This is a genomic window from Streptomyces sp. ISL-98, assembly GCF_018614055.1.
Lineage (GTDB): Bacteria > Actinomycetota > Actinomycetes > Streptomycetales > Streptomycetaceae > Streptomyces > Streptomyces spiramyceticus.
Genome location: NZ_JAGGPB010000009.1, coordinates 24,208 through 42,145, shown reverse-complemented (window position 1 = coordinate 42,145; position 17,938 = coordinate 24,208). Strand labels below are relative to the sequence as shown.

The following is a 17,938-nucleotide window of genomic DNA, read 5'->3' as shown; positions in this document are numbered from 1 at the left end:
GTCATGCTTCCGGGGCGAGTTCTACTCCTGCCTGACCGCCCGATCGGACGCGTTGTTCGAGCTGGCTGATGCCGTTCTGTGCGGCGACGGGCCGGTGAGGTCGCTGGCCGAGCTGTCGCTGGTGGGCGAACACCGCCGCGGCCATGGAGGGCTCTACGCGGCTGTGGCCCGTGGAGGCATCGATGTCGGCCGGCTGCGGCGGGCACTGGCCGAAGTGCCACTGCCGCGGGCTGCCGATGGCCGGCTGGTCCTGGCTGTCGATGTCACCTGCTGGCTGCGGCCCGACGCCCACACCTCACCGGAACGGATCCTGTGCCACACCTACGGACGGGGCAAGGACCAGCACATCCCGGTCCCCGGCTGGCCCTACTCGATCATCTGCGCGCTCGAGCCGGGCCGCAGCTCATGGACCGCACCGCTGGACGCACTGCGTCTGACGCCCGGGGACGACACCGCCACCGTCACCGCCCGGCAGCTGCGCGATCTGCTTCAGCGACTGATCGCAGCGGGGCAGTGGCAGAAGGGCGACCCGGACATCCTCATCGTCGCGGACGCCGGATACGACGCACCCCGCCTCGGCTTCCTCCTGGGCGACTTGCCGGTTCAGGTGCTGGCCCGGATGCGATCCGATCGCGTCCTGCGCAGGGCTGTCCCAGCCCGGCTGCCGCACACCCAGGGCCGACCGCCCCGGCACGGCAGCGAGTTCGTCTTCGGGCAGCCTGACACCTGGGGCACCCCGGACACCGAAACGGTTACCGACACACGTCTCTACGGCACCGCCAGGGCCCGCTCCTGGAACCGGCTGCACCCCAAGCTGACCCACCGCTCTTCCTGGGCAGCCACCGACGGCACCCTCCCCATCGTCGAAGGGACGGTCATCCGCCTGGACATCGACCACCTGCCCAGCGGAGCAACACCCAAGCCGGTCTGGCTGTGGTGGTCGGGCACCGACGCCACTCCGGCAGACGCCGACCGTCTCTGGCAGGCATACCTGCGACGCTTCGACATCGAGCACACCTTCCGCCTGTTCAAACAGACCCTCGGCTGGACCTCCCCAAAGATCCGCACCCCCGAGGCGGCCGACCGATGGACCTGGCTGATCCTCGCCGCCTACACCCAACTGCGGCTCGCCCGCCCACTCGCAGCCGACCGGCGCCGTCCCTGGGAGAAACCCAGCTCCCCGGACAGGCTTACCCCCGCCCGCGTCCGCCGCGACTTCCGGCACATCCGCCACAAGGCCAGCTGCCCGGCCCAAGCACCGAAACCCACCCGCCCCGGCCCCGGACGGCCACCGGGCAGAAAGAACACCCGGCCCACACCCCGCCACGACGTGCACACACCCCGCAAGACACAACCTGCGAAACAGCGAACGAAGAAGCCAACCACCCCACGACCACGCCGCACTGGTTAAAGATCAAGCTAGGGCGTGTATCGAAAGTGGATCTTCGGGTGCGAAGATCCACTTCGTGTGGCGTGGAGACCTGACTGATGCCAGGGCCTCTCGGTAGCTCGGGGATGCGAATCTGACCGAGCAGTGCCGGGAGGCCCTGGTGTCGTTGTTGTACGCGTCCGAGCCCGTTCAGTTCAACTCGGCTGCTCCATCGTGTGATTGCCTCGCGCATGTGTACGGCAACGCGGCCGATCATCCGGGCCGGGTGCGCCGGTATCCGTCGGACACGACGGACGCGGAATGGGCGGCCATCCGGCCGTTGCTGCCGGTGCCGGCCTGGCTTCAGGGCAGGGGCGGGCAGCCCGAGGGCTACTGCCATCGCCAGATGCTGGACGCGATCCGCTACCTGGTCGCGGGCGGGATCTCCTGGCGGGCGATGCCCGCGGACTTCCCTGATTGGGGCCGCGTTTACGCCTTCTTCCGCCGCTGGCGCGAGCACGGGCTGATCACAGAGTTCCACGACCGGCTGCGCGGACGGGTGCGTGAGCGGGAGGGCCGTGAGGCGGAGCCGACGGCCGGGATCATCGACGCGCAGTCGGTGAAGGCCGCGGCCTCGGTGCCGTCCGTCTCACGCGGCTGGGACGGCGGGAAGAAGGTGGGCGGCCGCAAACGGCACATCGTGACCGACTGCCTCGGCCTGCTGCTGGTCGTCGCGGTGACCGCCGCGAACGTCGGGGACCGGGATGCCGCAGTGGGCCTGCTGCGGCGGCTGCGCCGCCTGCACCGTGACATCTGCCTGGTCTGGGCCGACGGCGGTTACACCGGCGGCCTGGTCGGCTGGTGCCGGCAGAAACTCGCGCTCACCCTGGAGGTCGTCAAGCGCACCGACGACATGGAGGGGTTCGTGGTGCTGCCGAGGCGCTGGGTAGTAGAGCGCACGTTCGCGTGGCTGATGCATTCGCGCCGGCTGGCCCGGGACTACGAGACGTTGCCGGCCAGCAGCGAGGCGATGATCCGGTGGTCGATGGTCACGCGGATGGGGCGGCGTCTGGCGCGGGCACGGGCCGGCGGCCGGCGCTGAACATCCCCGACGTCTCCTGCACGAGCCACCCGCGCTCCGCCAGGCGCCTGGCCTTCGAGCGCACCCCCTCGACCTTCGCCGACGCCGTCCCAAGGCCCAGCTCCACCGTGATCTCCTTGGCCTTCAGCGGTCCCTGGCCCGCCGGCTGCCGCTCGTCGAGCACGCCCAGGATCCGTTGGTAGTCCGGCGCCAGCACCGTCACCGGCAACCCGTCCCGCCAGGGCGGCACGATCGAGCCCGGCACCGGCGCGGGCGAGGGCGCGGTTTCCTGCTCCGCCTCGGCCCCGGTCACGGCGGTGGTCTCGGCAGCCGAGGCGGCCAGGGCCTCGACCAGCTCTTCCCGCGCGATCACCCGCCGGTCCAGCTCGATCTCCGCGGCCTCCAACACCCCAGCCAACCGGGCGACTTCCTCCCGCAGCCCTTCCACCCGCACGCGGGCAGATGTCTCCCGCTCCTCCAGCACTCCCAGCACCGACGCCATCGCGCACCCCTCGCTCATGGAGCGGAAACAAGACGCCGGATGCCTCCCTCATTCCGAGCTAGACCATGCCTGACCAGCAGAAATCAAGCGATCATGTTCGGTTGAGATACGGCTTCTTACTGAAATGCCGCACGAGGACCGACAGGATTTATGAGCGCGCCAGTCGAGATCGTCGACACCGAGCTCGTCGATGACGAAGACCTGGCACTCGCTTCCACCCCGGCGGGGCGCCCCTTCGTCGATCAACACACGGTGCTTCGGCCTGGCGAGGAGATCCTCACAGCGGAGAGCGGACCGCAGTACACGGACCGGGACCTGTACGTCTCCGAGGAGACAGCCCGCGCGCTCAATGAGGCGGACGGCCAAGACGCCGGCCCGATGCGCGCCTTCCGGGCCAGAGCCGGTCCTCCCAACGCCCGCCGAAGGACGTCTCGGGCTCGCCTTCTGGAAACGCCGCTATCGGTTCCCAGTACAGCTCTTCGCAGGTCATCCGCGAAGCTTAAAGGACCCGATGGGAACGATCTCTCAGCCCTCACCTTCTCGCCAGGCAGACGAATCTCCAGTGCCCTCGTTAGTCGTCGCCACGGCGAGCAGGATCACGAAGAACTCGGCGCAGGTTCCCCCAACGACGACATCGATGCCGCAGTGGGTGAGGAGCGCCCACGCACGGCCATTGCCCATGAGCGGCCCCGCTTTGCGATGTCCCATGCTCAACATCAACCCCAAGATGCTGCCTCGCCTCGACGAGATCGAGACCGATCTCCTGGCTCGCCGGGCCCGTGCCGAGCAGGAGGGCTGGCTCGGTGAGATCGAGGGGATCGACCTCACCCTCACCTTCCTCCGTGAGAAACGCGAAGAGAGCCAGCGTGGCTTTGTACGCGAACTACTCGCGGACAAAGCCACCAGCGGCTGACTCGCATCGCGCCGGTCACCCTCGGCATGCCGGGTCTCCGGCCCGGAGGGTCGTGAGCCTTGAAGACTGAGCAACCGGGCCACCTCGACGGCCCCGGACCTATCTCTGACCCCAGGTGCAAAGTAGTGGTGTCACGGATAGAAGTCCGGGGCCGTCTGCGGAGGTCACGTGCAGCCCGAGCAGCGCATCGCTGGCTGGTCAGCTCATGCTCTGGGCGCCGTCCAGGGACTCACGGATGATGTCGGCGTGGCCGGCGTGCTGAGCGGTCTCGGTGACGATGTGCATCAGCACCCGGCGGGCCGACCACTGCGTGCCGGGCTCGAACCACGGGGCCTTCGGCAGCGGCCACGCGGTGTCCAGGTCGGGCAGCGTGGCGACCAGGCTGTCGGTCCGGCGGGCCACTTCCTCGTAGTCGGCCAATACACCAGCCAGCGTCTCACCGGGCAGCAACCGGAATTCGTCTGCCCGACGGGCCCAGTCGGACTCGGTCATGGCCGTGAAGTCCCCCATCGCGGATGGTCCGTTCAGGATGAAGTCCACCCAGTTCCGCTCGACTGCGGTCACGTGCTTGATCAGACCGCCCAGGCACAGCTCGCTGGCAGCGGTCCGCAGCCCGGCCTGCTCGTCGGTGAGGTCACGGGTGGTGAAGCGCAGAAAGTGCCGGTGCTTGGCCAGCGCCTCAAGCCATTCGGCGCGCTCACCGGTGACGGCCGGGGCCCCGGCCAGGTCGCGGGTGGTTAGCTCGTTGACGGTCATGGTCTCCGCCTTCCGCTGTTCGTGTTCCGTCGGTCAAGGACCACGCTATGAACCATGTAGGTCAGACTCTGTCCTAACTCATGGAAAGACCGAGGGCGGTCGCAGCAACGACCACCGCAACCGATCGGGGCATAACCAGGTCAACACAGCCCCGGTGACGTGCAGTGCTGATCCTCGCGTCCTCAGCCGCCGGCCCTTTCCGCGTTGGACCACGGACAGCACGAGACCCCGGGGATCAGCCATAACATCCCGGGGTCTGTGTGCACTTCGCTGACCGACTGGCTCAACGACCGGCCGCGGCCGGTGCCACCCCCACTCGATGCCGAGTTCGGCGAGGACGGCGCGCTGCGGGGCGGTGAGCTTGTCCCGGCGCTGCTTCTGGTTGGCGTACCAGACACCCAGCTTGTGCTCGTGCTCCTGGCCGTCGATGACGACGGGTTCGACATGCCCCCGCGGACATCTCGCCGACGACGACACGCGTGCGGGGTTCATGGGCAGGACCACACCTCAACATCCAGCACGTGAGCCCCCTGCCGCCCGCGGGCTCGGCCGCGCGACACCGCGCCGGACGTCAACGGGCGGCCGCAGGCGCAGCACGAGCGGCCGGCATACTGCTCCCAGTTGAGCTCTCGCGTGGCCGGTACCGGCTTCTCCCGGCAGGGCGTCGTCGTGGCCGACGGCTCGGCGGCGGGCGCGGTCACTGCGGCTCCGGTCCGCGGTTCGGCCACGTCTGCCTGGATGCCCAGTCGATGTGCTCGCCCTCGTGGCCCGGGTCCTCGGTGCAGCGGTCCCAGGTGCCGGGCTTCCGCACCCAGCAGTAGCAAGGGATGACCACCCGGTCCGGGGTCGTGAACGGCGCCGCCTTCACGACGCCTCGCTCATCGGAGTGAGGCGGTGCTGCTCCCGACACGGCGCGCATGCGTACAACGCCACCGGCGGCCCGGAGGACCGCTCACCGTACTGAATCAGCACGGCCGTCTCCGACGAGCCCACGTGCCAGTGACACCAGCCTGGATTTGCCGCGTTGACGGCCGCGGCCAGCCGGTTTCCCGTCTCCATGACCAGGACCGTAGGTAGGACCTGTTGACGCGCACCACGCGATGTTCTCGAATGTTCTCGTGCTCTGGCCGAATGTTCTCCTGTGGTCTCACGTAATGGAGTGCACGCTGTAGATCGGGACCGCTGGTCGGGTGATGCTGGCGACACCCGACGCCGAAGGAGACGACATGGCGCGACGACTGCGGTTCAACGGAACGGACAGCAAGAACGGTGGATGCCCTGCGGTCCACGAGGACCTGGACTCCGGGGAGATCATCGTCCAGGGCACGCCGCTGACCGATCCCGATGACCTCGCCCGGCTCCAGCACTTCGGCCCCGGTGACGCGGCCGTGGCCGTACCGCGTGAACTCCTGGTCAACCACGGCCCCAAGGAGATGGAACGCGTGCCCAAGATCATCGACGTGGAGGAGTTCGGCCGACTCTTCGAGACGTTCGAGCACTCGGCTTGGCACCTGGAGACCCGGCGCGGCTACGCGTCGGACCGAGAAGACACTGCATACGCGGAGTTCCTCACGACCGGCACGGCCCCGTGCGACCTCGACAGCGAGTGGTGCGTGAACATCCGCCAGCAGACGTCCAGCGGCAAGTACGTGGGCCGTGTCCGCGTCGTCGACAACCCGCCCACCGAAGGGCAGTTGTTCCTGCTCAGCTATGCGCGGTGCAACACGGCCACGGGCGAGGACGTGCGGAACCTGTGGCGCGAGGACGCCGAGCGTGCGCACCTTCCTGCCGAGGACTTCTGGATCTTCGACAGCCGGTTGGTAGCGGTGCTCCGCTTCGACGACGCGGATGTCTTCCACGACGTCCAGATCATCACGGAGCCGGCGGACGTGCTGCGGTACTGCCAGGTGCGTGACACCGCAGTGCACGCCTCCATCCTGTACGACCAGTTCGCAGCCCAACTCGGCTCGAAGGGCTAGTACGGCACCGGTGAGCACGGACTACCAGCAGGCTCGCGAGGCCCTCGGAGCACGCCTGAGGGAACTACGCCTCTTGGCCCCAGAAGGCCGGCTCACCGGTACACAGCTCGCTCAGTGGCTGGGCTGGCCGCACTCCAAGGTGTACAAGCTGGAGGGCGGACGGCAGACCGCAACCACTGAAGATCTGCGGGCCTGGGCCGGCGCGGTCGGCCAGCCCGAAACCTTCGATGAACTGGACGCCCGACTCAAGGGGTTCGAGTCCCACATCCGCTCCTGGCGGCGCCAACTGGCCGCGGGGCACCGGCCGGTACAGGACAGCTGGAACCTGGAGGTCGACCGGTCCAGGGCCATCTACGCGTGGGAGGAAGCCGTCATCCCCGGCATGCTCCAGACCGCCGACTACGCGCGGCACATCTTCCTGCGGTACGCCGACCTTCAGGGCACCGTGCACGACACCGACGAGGCGGTCCGAGCCAGGATGAAGCGGCAGGAGTGGCTCTACCAGGGCGGCCGGAGGTTCCACGCCTTGGTGTGGGAGGCCGCGCTGCACGCGCTGGTGTGTCCGCCGTCCGTGCTCGTCAGCCAGCTCGACCGGCTCACTGGGTTGATCGGGATGGACACCGTGCAGCTGGGGATCGTCCCGCTCGGCGCGTCGCTCAAGATCCCCACCGCGAACGGGTTCTGGGTCCTTGACGAGCGGCTGGTGATTGCCGAGGACTGGCACGCGGAACTGTGGCTCGATGACGCTGACTCTGTGGCCACGTACCTGCGGGTCTGGCGCACGCTGAAGAAGTCAGCGGTGTTCGGAGTAGACGCCCAGAATATGATCAACCGCGTCCGCCGCTCGATGAGACCGCGGTAACGACGAAAGGTGCCCCCTCCCGCGCCGTGGCTCCTTACGGTCGCCAACGTGATTCATCAGTGCGGCCGGGCGTTGTGAACGGCAGCGTCTTCTCGTTCATGCCTGGCCGCCCTTCGGGCAGCTGCGGCAGCGACGCGGATACCAGCGCATGCGCAGGTCCGCGCGGCGGTAATAGTGCTCGCCCTCGACCCTCAACACCACCACGCCCGCGTGGTGCGGGACCTGTACGCCCGGCTCGACCGGCTCGCCGAAGTCTCCCCGGCCGCCCGCGCGTGACCGCCGGGTGGCACGGCTCTCCAAGTCGACGCGTCACCGCGCGGGACGGGGGAAGAGGCGGGGCACGGCACGCCCCGTTCCGGGCCGTACACAGGGCCTATGAGACGCAGCAGAGGAGAATCCCAGGATCTGCCGGGCAGCCTGTGGCACGCCTTGGCACGGCTTCACAGCACCCACCCCGAACCCGTGGGCCGGACCGGACCGTTCGCACCGCCGTCCGCGCTGCAGTCCTTCGCAGCCGCGCAGGACGTCGTGCTCGCCGCACGGGTACAGCTGTCCGGGGCGGAGACCATGAGCGATCTGCACGAGATGCTCAGCACGTTCACCCACGGCATCACCTGGGATACCCGATCCAACGGCCCCGACGTCGCATTGGAGGTCGTGGTCGGCAAGCGGCAGGAACTTTCTCTGCATGGAGCCCACGCGGCCGGGCTTCCCCCGGCTCCTGCTAGACGCCGCCGACACCATCGGCGCGCCCGGTATCGCCCGCTCGGGCCGCTGCGGATACTGCGACGGGACCGGGCAAGCCCGCCCGCGGTGGCAGGGCTGAAGTTGTTTGGTTTGCTGTTTGTCCCAGGGCATGTTGTCGCGCACCGTGTGCGCCAGGGCTGGGCGTCCCGGGACGTCTTGTCGCTCGCCTCCGCCCGTCCCGTCTCGTTTCGGGGGCGCCGACGGAACGCCGTGGCCTCGGCCGATGAGTCTCTCAGCGGAGATCGGATCCCGCGTTGCCGTAGATCGTTTCCCGTCGTGCAGGGTGCGGGTTATCGCAGCGCCGCCGCCACCAGTCTGCGGATCTCCTGGTCGGACACGCTTCCGCCGTTCACCAGGCGATCGAAGACCAAGCCGTCCACGCACGTCAGCAATGTGACGGTACGCTCCTCGGCGTCCGCGAGCCCGTGCGTGGCCAGGAAGTCATGTACGACTTGTCGTCCTGCGTTCTCGCGCGGCACGAGAATCTCCCGCAATTCGGGGTGGTGCACGCTCTCGATGGCGCACGCGTAGCGCGTGAGCGAGCGCCGCCGGCCGTCTCCGGTGAGCCGTCGCTCGACGAGGGCGGCGATCCCAGCCGTCAGTTCGTCGGCGCTCTGCGGCGGCGGTGTCTTGTTCCCGATCTCTTGGAGCTCCGCCTGGTCGAGCGCGACCAGGTGCCGGACCAGCGCGGTGAGCAGCGCCTGACGGGTGCGGTAATAGGCGGAGGTGGTGCCGGGCGGCAGGTGGGCTGCCCGGTCCACGGCGCGGTGGGTCAGTCCTCGCATCCCCGTCTCGGCGAGCACGGTGATGGCCGCGTCGGCGAGGAGAGTGCGTCGATCGGTGGGCACCCCCTATTTCTACACCTGTAGAGGGCCGGAGTACCATCCTTCTACATCTGTAGAAGGATGATGGCAGGACGGGTGGAGGAGGACCGAGCATGGGTGGCAGCGCGGTAGTGGTCGGCGGAGGCATCGGTGGGCTGGCCGCAGCGATCGGCCTGCGGCTGGTCGGTTGGGAGGTGACGGTCGTGGAACGCGCTGCCGCCCTGGCCGATGTGGGCGCGGGTATCTCGCTGCATGCCAACGGACTGCGTGCCCTGGACGTCCTCGGCGTCGGCGAGGCGGTGCGTGCGGCGGCGCGGCCGCAGTACACCGGGGGCACCCGCACGCCGGGCGGCGGCCGGCTTGCTCGCCTGGACGGAGCCGCGCTCGAGCGCGAGCTGGGTACGCCGATCGTCGGCATCCCGCGAGCCGTACTGCACCGCCTGCTGCGCGAGGCCCTGCCGCCCGAGTGTCTGGCAGTCGGGTCCGAGGTGCAGTCCGTCGACAACTCGGATCCCGGCCGGGTACGGGTATGTCTCAGGGGCGGCGCTCTGGACGCGGATCTGGCCGTGGCCGCCGACGGAGTGGGCAGCCGGCTGCGCGCCCAGCTGTTTCCCGGCCACCCCGGTCCCGTCTACAGCGGGTCGACGGTCCTGCGCGCCATCACCGAGCAACCGGTGGCGTTGCGCACCGACTTCGAACTGACGTGGGGGAAGGGTGCGGAGTTCGGGCACATCGCCTTCGCCGACGGCCGGGCCGAGTGGCACGCGGTGCTCAACTCGCCCCCCGGCGTGCGGCATGCGGACGCTCTTGCCGTGATGCGCCGCCGCTTCGGCGACTGGCACGATCCGATCCCCGCGCTGCTGGCTGCGACCCGGTCCGAGGCCGTCCTGCATCACGACATTCACGAGTTGGCCACACCCCTGCCCGCCTTCGCCGCGGGCCGGATCGTGCTCCTCGGTGACGCGGCTCATGCCATGACCCCGAACCTCGGCCAGGGCGCCTGCCAGGCACTTGAGGACGCGGCCACCCTGACCGCCGCGATCGCCACCGAGCCCACGGTCGAATCGGCACTGACCCGTTACGACGCCGAGCGCCGCCCGCGCAGCCAGTCCGTCGCGCGCGCAGCGCGTCAAGCCGGCCGGATGGGGCAGCAGCTGGCCCATCCCCTGGCTGTCGCCGTGCGCAACACAGCTCTCTGGCTGGCCCCGTCCCGCGCGACCGTCCGGGCCATCCTGCGCCATGCCGACTGGGCGCCGCCGAGGCTTGGACTGACGGAAGAACGCCCTCCGAGCACCGGCCGCTGAGCACTCACACCCGCGCACCCGCGCACGGGCCTCAAACCTGCTGAGAACGCCAGACAGGGGTTGCACCGGAAGGCAGCTGAACCGTTGGCTGGACGGTTGCCCCCCCCAGCGGGGGACCGGGACCACTGCCGGAGGTAGAAGCCCCCCAATCGCAGACCGCCGGTTTGTGCAGGTCAGCCCCGGTGGGCAAGCCGGTCCCGAACGACGACACCTTAACCTCCGCGTTTCAGTTGAGGTCGGCTGAGCTGGGTTGATGTCTTGACGTTGGGCGTCGATTGCTGGGCGAGGGGTGTGCATGGCTGGTGCCCGGCGCGCGGGCCGGGTGCTCCAGGGTTCCTCGGGTCGTGGGCGGGCAGGGCCGGTTTATCGGTCAGGTTGCCGGGCGGGGCAGGGCGGCGAGGCGGTGGAACGCGATGGCCAGCTCGTGTCTCCAGGGCCAGGTCTTGGAGATCCGCAAGTGCAGACGGCGGCCTCCGCGGGTGAGGCGGGCGGCGACGTGTAGCAGGCGGTAGCGGAGCTTCTTAGGCTCGGCGGTGGCGAGGTCGCCGTTCAGTAGCAGGGTGCGGGTCCAGGCGAGCAGGTCGATCGCGGTGAGGGCGAGCTCGAGCCAGGCGGTGTTGACCGGGAAGTGGCGGGAGGGGAAGCGGCCGAAGCCGGTGTCCTTGCCGCAGCGGATGCGGTCCTCCACGGTCGCATGGCCGCGGTGGCGGACCTCCAGGTGCTGGATCGGGCCTCCGCTCCCGTAGGGGGTGTCGGTGAGGAACACCTGGTGGCGCATGCCTTCGTCCTGGTCGAACAAGGAGAGTTGGGCGCCGGGGTGAGGGCTTTCGCGGCGCACGATCATGCGGGTGCCGACCGGGTAGGCGGTCAGGTCGACCGCTCCGGTCAGCTCGGCGACCTCGGCGCCTTCTCGCAGGGTGCCGTCCTGGTCGAGAGCGGGGTGCCAGAGGTGGTCGGGCAGGGACAGGATCGCGCGGCGGACGTGGTCGGTGACCGCAGTGCCGACGGAGAACGCAATGGTCATGCCGCTTGCTTGCAGGCCGCGTAGGTGGGCCAGGAACGCCTTCGCGCTGCCCGCACTGTCCGCGCGGACCAGGATGTCGGTGCCGTAGCGGTGGGCGTCAGGGATCTGAGCGAGCGCGTCATCGAGCACGCTGATGTGGTCGGCGGCGGTGTTCGCGCCAGCATTGCCGGGCCGCAGCAGCCCGGCCAAGGCCTCGCCGGTGTTGGCCAGGAAACACAGCAGCGGGTGGTAGCCGAAGCCGCCTTTGTAGGTGGCGGCGGCCTGCTCCTTCTCCGAGTGACAGGTCACCAAGGTGGCGTCGATGTCCAGGATCAGGCCGGGTAGTGCGCGTCCGCCGGCTTGGGCGGCGGGTATGCCCTCACCGGTCTCGGCGGCCTGCAGCCAGGCGATCTCCCGGGCTGCGGCCCGGGCCGTCCGCAGCCGGGCCAGCCCTCGCTCGTCGATGGCGGCGAGCAGTCGCCAGGCCGTGGGTGTGGAGGCCACCGGGCCGAACACCCCACTCTGGTCGCGCAGGACGGCCAGATCCGTGATGGTCTCGCCGCCGTCAGCGAGCATCACCGCGAGGTCCGTCATGATCCGGCCCGGGTCGTGGCCGGTCCCGCGCGGCCTCAACGGCCGCAACGCGGTGGAGTACGCGCTGGTCAGCCCGGTCGCATCGGCGAGATCAGCCAGCAACCGCGCTCCGGCATGCCCGACCACCCCCGACCCGTCAGCGGACACCGTCAGCCTGGGACGGGAACCGATAACCTGCACGTAGAAAGTGCCTTCCGCTGGCGACGATCAAACCCCTAGACAAGGTCATCGTCCCAGCTCAGGAAGGCACTTTCGCGTTCCGGCCAGCATCCGGACCAGCCCCAACCGAAACGGCGAGGTTAATTCGACAGTAATTGGAGGTTCTGGATCTCTGATGGGGCCGGGGCGGCGTGTTCGCTCAGCAGGACGTGTGTGGTCCGGTCGGTGCCGTGGTGACCCCTACGACACCTCCGACCGTGCGAGGTAACGGGTGTTTCAAGCGTGTGTTCAGGAATGTCCCGCGTGGCTCAGGGAGTACCTGTCAATCCCCAGATTTCGTAGAGACGTTGGTTATGCGGCCCGGTCTTGTTGATCGGGCCGAGCTCGCGCTTGTTGGATGATCCGTTCGAACTCGACGGGTGGTTGCCCGCTGGCCGCGCTGTGGCGTCGTTTGGTGTTGTAGAAGTCCGCGATCCAGGTGGCGGTCTTCAGTCGCGCCTCGGCGCGGGTGGCGAAACGGTGTCGGTGGACGTATTCGACCTTGAGGACCGAGTGGAACGACTCCGCGGCGGCGTTGTCCAGGGCGGAGCCGACACGGCCCATCGACTGCACCACGCCCCACCTGCCACAAAGCTGCCTGAACGCCTCGGAGTTGTACTCCGATCCGCGGTCGGTGTGGAAAATGACGCCGTCCACTTGGCCGCCTCTGGTCGCGATCGCCATCTGCAGGGCGGCGCTGACCAGCGTCGTGTCGTGCCGGTCGCCCATCGCATAGCCCAGGGCCCGGCGGGAGAACGCGTCGTGCACGCTCGCGAGGTAGAGCTTGCCCTCGTCGGTGTCGATCTCGGTCATGTCGCCCCACCACAAGATGTTCGGCGCGATCGCGTCGAACCTGCGCAGCACCCGGTCACGTGCCGTCTTCCGCTTCCCGGGACGGGTCAGCGAACGCCGGCGGCGTGGTGGCTTGCGGCCCTGCAGGCCGAGCTCGGCCATGATGTCGGCGACGGTGTTCTGCGACACCTGCCAGCCCTCCTCCCACAAATCCAGCGTGATCCTCGGCGAGCCGTAGGTGCGGCCCGATCGGTCGAAGAAGTACGAGATCCGCTCGGCCAGCAGTGCCCGTCTGACCTCGCGTTTCGTCGGCTCGGACGGTCTGCGCCGCCACTTGTAGAACCACGCCTCCGACACCCCCAGGGCTCGACAGGAGGTGCGATGCGGAATCTTAAAATCGGTCCTCTGGTCGCTGATCACCCCGACGAGCGCCGCCGGGTCCGCAACAGCTACTTCACCCACAGGACCATGCAGCGTTTGAGGACATCACGCTCCATGACCAGCTCCTTGTTGTCCCGCTTGAGCTGGGCATTCTCCCGTCGCAACCGCGCAAGTTCCTCGCTCTCACCCGTCGGACCGGCCTTGCCGGCCGCCCGTGCCCTCGACACCCAGGTGGCCAGCGTCGTCTCGTTGATCCCGAGGTCCTTCGCGACCAGTGGGATCGGCTTGCCGGTCTCCGCCACAATCCGCACAGCCCCCTCACGGAACTCCGCGTCGAACTTCCGCCTCTTGCCCGCCATGACCCTCAACTTCCCCTGCACTCACGGTCTCTACGCTACGAGGGGAAGGTCAGTGACGCAGTTCAAGGTCGGCGAGCTGACCGACTTTGGTGTTGGTCGCGAAGCAGGTCAGCCGCAGTCCGTCGAGATCGGTGAAGCGCAACTGGGCGCCGGGGTGCGGCCGTTCCTTGCGGACGATCAGCCGCATACCCTTCGGCCACGTGCTCAGGTCAGGCATGTCGGTGATCTCCGCGACCCAGGCGCCGGGCCGCTCGGTGCCGCCGGCGTCATAGGCCGGTGTCCACGCCTTCTTCGGGATCTTCAGGGTGGCTTGGTGGAGGGCGTCGGTGATGGTCATGCCGACGGAATACGACAGCCACCGGCCCCGCCGGGACAGCCATTCGAGGAAGGCGTGGGTGCCGCCGGCGGAGTCGGTGCGGATCAGTGTCTGCCGTCCCCGCCGCAGGTGTTTGGGGAGTTGGGCCAGGGCGAGCCGGGTGGTGGTGATGTGATCGCTCGCGGTGTTGGAGCCCGCGTTGCCGGGCCGAAGCAGCGCGGCCACCGGCTCCCCGGACCCGGCTTGCCCGTGGTCGACGAACGCGACGAGGGGATGATGGCCGAAGGTCTTCTTCCAGGTCGCGGTGGCGTCCTGCTTCTCGGAGTGCGCAAGCACCAGCACGCCGTCGATGTCCACGATGACGCTGCCATCGGCGGCCGGACCGTTCGCCCCGGCCAACTCCCAGACCCGCGACCGTACTTCTGCCCGCGCCGACCGGATCGCGGTGAGGGCCTTCGGGCCGGCTGCGGCGAGGACGTCGATGAGCCGGGAGACTGTGGGGTCGGATGCCACCAGGCCGAACACGTCGGGCTCGGCCCGCAGCATGGCGGCATCGGCGAGGCAGTCCCCGCCCAGAGCCGTCGCGAGCGCGACATCCAGCAGGACCTTGCCCGGGTCGTGCACTGTCCGCGGCTTGCGCCACGGCGCCATTGCCGCCGATATCGCGGTGTCCAGGCCGGACTTGCGGACCGTCTCGACCAGCAGCACCACCCCGGCCTGCGAGACCGTCCCTCTGCCACCGCCCTCGACACGGACACGCGGGTACAACCCGATACGCTTGCTCACCTGGAGAGTGCTTCTTTCCGTGCAGCCAACAGGACCCTAGACAAGTCCCATCGTTGCAGGTCAGCAGCACTCTCCGCTTATTTGATCAAGGCATGGACGACCACGCACATGAAAGCGCGAGGCTAGCGGGCATATACGACAGTGGAGTAACGCATCGCCCGCAATGCACATCTACGGTTGCCCATCAACGTGTGTGCGGGCCGGTTAGCGACATCACGCGACGAATCTCAGTAGTGGGTGTTTCGGTTCCTCCCTGCCCGGGTGCACTGTCATCCTGCGCTGTATGAGACGTATGCGTAGAGCGGGGTGCGTCGTGGTCGGGGTGGCGGTGGTGGTGCTGTCGGGGTGTTCGGGCGGGGACGAAGAGCCGGACGCGGAGCCGAGCACGCCGCCAACGTCCAGCGCCCCGGCGGTCGAGCCAGAGACGGTGGAACCTGCAGAGCCGGAGATCCCGGAGACTCCAGAGGAAGAGATCGACAAGCTGGCGGGGGAGAAGGGGTGGGTCGTCGACTCCCTGTACGCCTCGGCGTCGGAGTACGTATAGGACATTTGCGAGTCGTTGCCGGTGAGTGGGGCTCCTGGATCGTCGCGGCCTCAGTGGCTGGCGAGCCAGCTGGAGGGGGACAACCAGGCGATGCTGGAGGCGGGAATCCCCAAGCTGTGCCCGAAGTGGACGAAGACGCTGAAGCAGGCGGCGTCAGGGAAGTACGAGCGGTGGTACGGCGACGGCGAGTGCGAGGTGCGGGCTGAGCCGGACCCGGATGAGTCGGACGATGCGGAGTTCATCCAGCCGGGGACGTACCGGACGCGAGGTCAGCTGGATAACTGTTACTGGGAACGGGCGACGAAGGCCGGGGAGATCATCGACAACAACTTCGCGAACGCGGCCCGGGAGATCACGGTGACGATCCGGCCGTCGGACGGGCTGTTCAAGTCGGAGGGCTGCGGGATCTGGAAGCCGGTCAAGTAGCGGGCCCGGAATGGGAGTGGCCCCGCGAACCGGGGGCGGGTTCGCGGGGCCATCTCGGGCTCAGACGACGGGGGGTGCCGTCCGGCCGGGGTGCTGGTGCCCCACTGCCGCGACAACCTCACGGTCCCGGCCCGCCACCAGCGCGGCCACCGCCCGCATTCGCAGCGCCTCCTGCGCCGACGGCGACAACTGCCATGCATCCCCTACCAGTTCACTCACGCAGAGATCAACGAGCCAGAACACCTACCGTTCCGGATCAATAAGGCTGCTGTCGGCGTCGTTTGAGAATCCCTGGGAGACCCTCTTGAGAAGCCCATTTCACTAGGGGATCTGATGCTGCGACGTAAGCGGGAAGACCTGCGTCGCGGCGCGTATTCCGCCCAAGCGCATCGACCCCATCCCCAGTTCGAGGCGGCACCCACACGCCAGCGGTGAGCTTCGGCCAGCGCCCCGTGGGCTTCGCGACTGTGCCGCCAAGCAGCGTGGCCAGCCGCATCAGAGATCTCCCGGTCCTGCGCTGGCTGGCGACCGTGATGAACCGCCGAGGCGCCTCATCGCGCATACCGGCTTAATCAGCGTCCGAATGCCTCCGGAACGTGACGTTCCAAATACGGAAGGGGCAGCGCTATGCCCGAAATGGTCTACCTTGGGGAGGTGGCGAAGGGTAGCGGTTCTGGCGGTCGCGCCGGGATGGCACTTGCCACGGGATCAGGCCCGGCAGACTCTCCCCGGATGTGCGCGGCTGGTGCCGCGGCCGGACAGCGGTACTCGCCACGAGCGCGTACGCCGGCCGCGTCGCTTGGGTTCGCGTACGCCAATTCCGGGCGGGCACACCCCGCACTGCCAACCTCTGTGAGGAGTGAAGCGCACGTCTTCGACGTGGGCTGACCTGACGATGCTGACTTCCGTCATCCGTGACGCCACGGCTCAGTACATCGCCACGCTGCTGTTTGCGATCACCATGATCGTCGGCAGCGTGCTGCGCGCCCAGTGGCGCCGCAAGCTGCGAAAACAGACCTCTGCGGCCGGGCGGCCGCGCATGACTGACGCGCCATCCGGGCCCGGTGTCTGCCAGTCCGGCCGCCGAACCCGGCGGCAGCATCTCCTGAAAATGTCGTCCGACAGACGACGAAAAGAGTCGTCATGAGGACGACATCGACGCGGACGGGGCAGCGCCCCGAAGCCGAGACAGACAAGGAACGCGCCTGGGGGCACCTGCTGGAAGCTCCTGGCGGAATCCGCCGCATACCTGCCCAAGGGCCCCCTCGCGCCAGACGCTTAGCGGAGATCGCACGCAGCTACGACCGGATCTGCCAGCGTGCCCAGGGTCTTCTGGATCCGGATGCGACCGAGACGGACATCCTGGCCGCACTGCTGGTGATCCGCACGCTGAGGGAGAAGCTAGAGAGCGACGAGCTGACACTCATCACCCTGGCTCGCACCAAGCGGATCACCTGGGCACGCATCGCCACCGCCCTTGAGGTGAAAAGCCGTCAGTCTGCCGAGCGCCGCCACCTCCAACTCAGCAGAGCCCACCCGCGGCCGGACGGGACCCTGCCCCGCACCCAGAGCGAGCGCGTTGAAGACGCCCGCGAGCGACGCAGCCGACGAGCGGAACGGGACTGGGCGATGCGCCACGCCCGTACGATCCGGGCGACGGCCGCCCGCCTCGCTGCTCTGCCCGATCTGCAACAGCGAGCCGACCAGTCACGCGAGGCCCAGATCATGGCCGCCATCAGTGACCCCGACGCCGCAGCATCGGGCGCTCGTAACGGGATGGAGCCGACAGTCCAGTCAATGGCGTGGCCTACGGCCCTGAAGGGCTGCCTCGCCGAGGATGCCCGGTTCCGTGCCGCACCGGAGAAGTACGTCACCGACGAACAGCGCGACCTCGGCGACGAGAAGTGGCAGCTTCAACAGGCGGAGGCCGCGACCGTCCACCGCATGCTCGGGCTCATCAGCTATGCCGGCGACCAGCGCAACATTGACCTCTCCGACGAACCAGAGTTGGTCAGTGCGATCGCTCGGCTCACCGCCGCGTCACAGCAGCAGTCGCGGCGCTGACAGGCCAACCAGTCGGTGGTGCTGCCACAGGCGGTCGGTGCCGCCGGAGTCCTGAGACCGGCGCCAATGCTGGAACTTGAGGCAGGGACGAGGGTTTGCAGGAGGCGGCGTGCGATCTCTCGGCTTGGTGTCGGTGGT

The 17,938-nt window shown here is 68.5% G+C and carries 21 protein-coding genes and 1 pseudogene; 11 read left to right on the top strand and 11 right to left on the bottom strand.

What is annotated here, in order from left to right:
- Positions 1-1,411: NF041680 family putative transposase (locus J7I98_RS08405; protein WP_214919975.1), on the top strand; the 1,411-nt coding region annotated here is incomplete at its 5' end.
- Between the two features lie 211 nt (positions 1,412-1,622).
- Positions 1,623-2,471 carry an IS5 family transposase gene (locus J7I98_RS08400; RefSeq protein WP_214919974.1) on the top strand — a complete coding sequence of 283 codons (849 nt, stop codon included), beginning with the start codon at positions 1,623-1,625 and terminating at the stop codon, positions 2,469-2,471.
- On the opposite strand, the gene J7I98_RS08395 is transcribed toward J7I98_RS08400, so the two are convergent.
- A complete protein-coding gene (locus J7I98_RS08395; protein ID WP_214919973.1) occupies positions 2,419-2,970 on the bottom strand; it encodes a hypothetical protein in 552 nt (183 codons plus the stop codon). The genes J7I98_RS08400 and J7I98_RS08395 overlap by 53 nt on opposite strands.
- 507 nt (positions 2,971-3,477) lie before the next feature.
- On the bottom strand, positions 3,478-3,660 hold the full coding sequence (locus tag J7I98_RS08390) for a hypothetical protein (RefSeq protein ID WP_251020332.1): 183 nt from the start codon (positions 3,658-3,660) through the stop codon (positions 3,478-3,480).
- On the opposite strand from J7I98_RS08390, the gene J7I98_RS08385 reads away from it, so the two are divergent.
- On the top strand, positions 3,659-3,865 hold the full coding sequence (locus tag J7I98_RS08385) for a hypothetical protein (RefSeq protein ID WP_251020331.1): 207 nt from the start codon (positions 3,659-3,661) through the stop codon (positions 3,863-3,865). The two genes, J7I98_RS08390 and J7I98_RS08385, sit on opposite strands and share 2 nt — an antisense overlap.
- A gap of 198 nt (positions 3,866-4,063) precedes the next feature.
- On the opposite strand, the gene J7I98_RS08380 is transcribed toward J7I98_RS08385, so the two are convergent.
- Positions 4,064-4,621 carry a DinB family protein gene (locus J7I98_RS08380; protein WP_214919971.1) on the bottom strand — a complete coding sequence of 186 codons (558 nt, stop codon included), beginning with the start codon at positions 4,619-4,621 and terminating at the stop codon, positions 4,064-4,066.
- Positions 4,622-5,318: 697 nt separating this feature from the next.
- Positions 5,319-5,489 (bottom strand): hypothetical protein, encoded by a 171-nt coding sequence (locus J7I98_RS08375; RefSeq protein WP_214919970.1) that lies wholly within the window; start codon positions 5,487-5,489, stop codon positions 5,319-5,321.
- Between the two features lie 358 nt (positions 5,490-5,847).
- On the opposite strand from J7I98_RS08375, the gene J7I98_RS08370 reads away from it, so the two are divergent.
- Together J7I98_RS08370 and J7I98_RS08365 are read left to right on the top strand one after the other, a co-directional pair.
- On the top strand, positions 5,848-6,600 hold the full coding sequence (locus tag J7I98_RS08370) for a DUF6879 family protein (RefSeq protein WP_214919969.1): 753 nt from the start codon (positions 5,848-5,850) through the stop codon (positions 6,598-6,600).
- 10 nt (positions 6,601-6,610) lie between these two features.
- On the top strand, positions 6,611-7,462 hold the full coding sequence (locus J7I98_RS08365) for a helix-turn-helix transcriptional regulator (protein WP_214919968.1): 852 nt from the start codon (positions 6,611-6,613) through the stop codon (positions 7,460-7,462).
- 96 nt (positions 7,463-7,558) lie between these two features.
- Here J7I98_RS08365 and J7I98_RS08360 read toward each other — a convergent pair whose 3' ends face one another.
- Positions 7,559-7,762 (bottom strand): hypothetical protein, encoded by a 204-nt coding sequence (locus tag J7I98_RS08360; protein WP_214919967.1) that lies wholly within the window; start codon positions 7,760-7,762, stop codon positions 7,559-7,561.
- Between the two features lie 388 nt (positions 7,763-8,150).
- Here J7I98_RS08360 and J7I98_RS40875 point away from each other — a divergent pair, with 388 nt between their 5' ends.
- Complete coding sequence (locus J7I98_RS40875; protein WP_251020330.1) at positions 8,151-8,288, top strand: hypothetical protein; 138 nt, start codon at positions 8,151-8,153, stop codon at positions 8,286-8,288.
- Positions 8,289-8,499: 211 nt separating this feature from the next.
- Here J7I98_RS40875 and J7I98_RS08350 read toward each other — a convergent pair whose 3' ends face one another.
- On the bottom strand, positions 8,500-9,057 hold the full coding sequence (locus J7I98_RS08350; protein ID WP_214919966.1) for a TetR/AcrR family transcriptional regulator: 558 nt from the start codon (positions 9,055-9,057) through the stop codon (positions 8,500-8,502).
- An 89-nt stretch (positions 9,058-9,146) separates the two neighbouring features.
- Between J7I98_RS08350 and J7I98_RS08345 the strand changes: the two genes are divergently transcribed.
- Positions 9,147-10,337 (top strand): FAD-dependent monooxygenase, encoded by a 1,191-nt coding sequence (locus J7I98_RS08345; RefSeq protein ID WP_214919965.1) that lies wholly within the window; start codon positions 9,147-9,149, stop codon positions 10,335-10,337.
- Between the two features lie 370 nt (positions 10,338-10,707).
- On the opposite strand, the gene J7I98_RS08340 is transcribed toward J7I98_RS08345, so the two are convergent.
- The 4 genes and pseudogenes from J7I98_RS08340 to J7I98_RS08325 form a co-directional block, all read right to left on the bottom strand.
- Positions 10,708-12,114 (bottom strand): IS1380 family transposase, encoded by a 1,407-nt coding sequence (locus J7I98_RS08340; protein WP_214919964.1) that lies wholly within the window; start codon positions 12,112-12,114, stop codon positions 10,708-10,710.
- A 330-nt stretch (positions 12,115-12,444) separates the two neighbouring features.
- On the bottom strand, positions 12,445-13,344 hold the full coding sequence (locus tag J7I98_RS08335; protein WP_308377707.1) for an IS3 family transposase: 900 nt from the start codon (positions 13,342-13,344) through the stop codon (positions 12,445-12,447).
- A gap of 29 nt (positions 13,345-13,373) precedes the next feature.
- Positions 13,374-13,664, bottom strand: coding sequence for a transposase (locus tag J7I98_RS08330; protein WP_214919962.1), 291 nt, complete (start codon positions 13,662-13,664; stop codon positions 13,374-13,376).
- Positions 13,665-13,716: 52 nt separating this feature from the next.
- Positions 13,717-14,766 (bottom strand): annotated as a pseudogene (locus J7I98_RS08325) (IS1380 family transposase); the annotation flags it as partial.
- A gap of 283 nt (positions 14,767-15,049) precedes the next feature.
- Between J7I98_RS08325 and J7I98_RS08320 the strand changes: the two are divergent.
- Both J7I98_RS08320 and J7I98_RS08315 read left to right on the top strand, forming a co-directional pair.
- Complete coding sequence (locus J7I98_RS08320; RefSeq protein WP_214919961.1) at positions 15,050-15,310, top strand: hypothetical protein; 261 nt, start codon at positions 15,050-15,052, stop codon at positions 15,308-15,310.
- Positions 15,311-15,400: 90 nt separating this feature from the next.
- Positions 15,401-15,736 carry a hypothetical protein gene (locus tag J7I98_RS08315; protein ID WP_214919960.1) on the top strand — a complete coding sequence of 112 codons (336 nt, stop codon included), beginning with the start codon at positions 15,401-15,403 and terminating at the stop codon, positions 15,734-15,736.
- A gap of 60 nt (positions 15,737-15,796) precedes the next feature.
- On the opposite strand, the gene J7I98_RS08310 is transcribed toward J7I98_RS08315, so the two are convergent.
- Positions 15,797-15,955, bottom strand: a complete 159-nt coding sequence (locus tag J7I98_RS08310; RefSeq protein ID WP_251020329.1) for a hypothetical protein — start codon at positions 15,953-15,955, stop codon at positions 15,797-15,799.
- Between the two features lie 640 nt (positions 15,956-16,595).
- Here J7I98_RS08310 and J7I98_RS08305 point away from each other — a divergent pair.
- Together J7I98_RS08305 and J7I98_RS08300 are read left to right on the top strand one after the other, a co-directional pair.
- Positions 16,596-16,883, top strand: coding sequence for a hypothetical protein (locus J7I98_RS08305; RefSeq protein WP_214919959.1), 288 nt, complete (start codon positions 16,596-16,598; stop codon positions 16,881-16,883).
- A complete protein-coding gene (locus J7I98_RS08300) occupies positions 16,880-17,800 on the top strand; it encodes a hypothetical protein (protein WP_214919958.1) in 921 nt (306 codons plus the stop codon). Before J7I98_RS08305 ends, J7I98_RS08300 begins: the two co-directional genes overlap by 4 nt.
- Positions 17,801-17,938 lie beyond the last annotated feature (138 nt).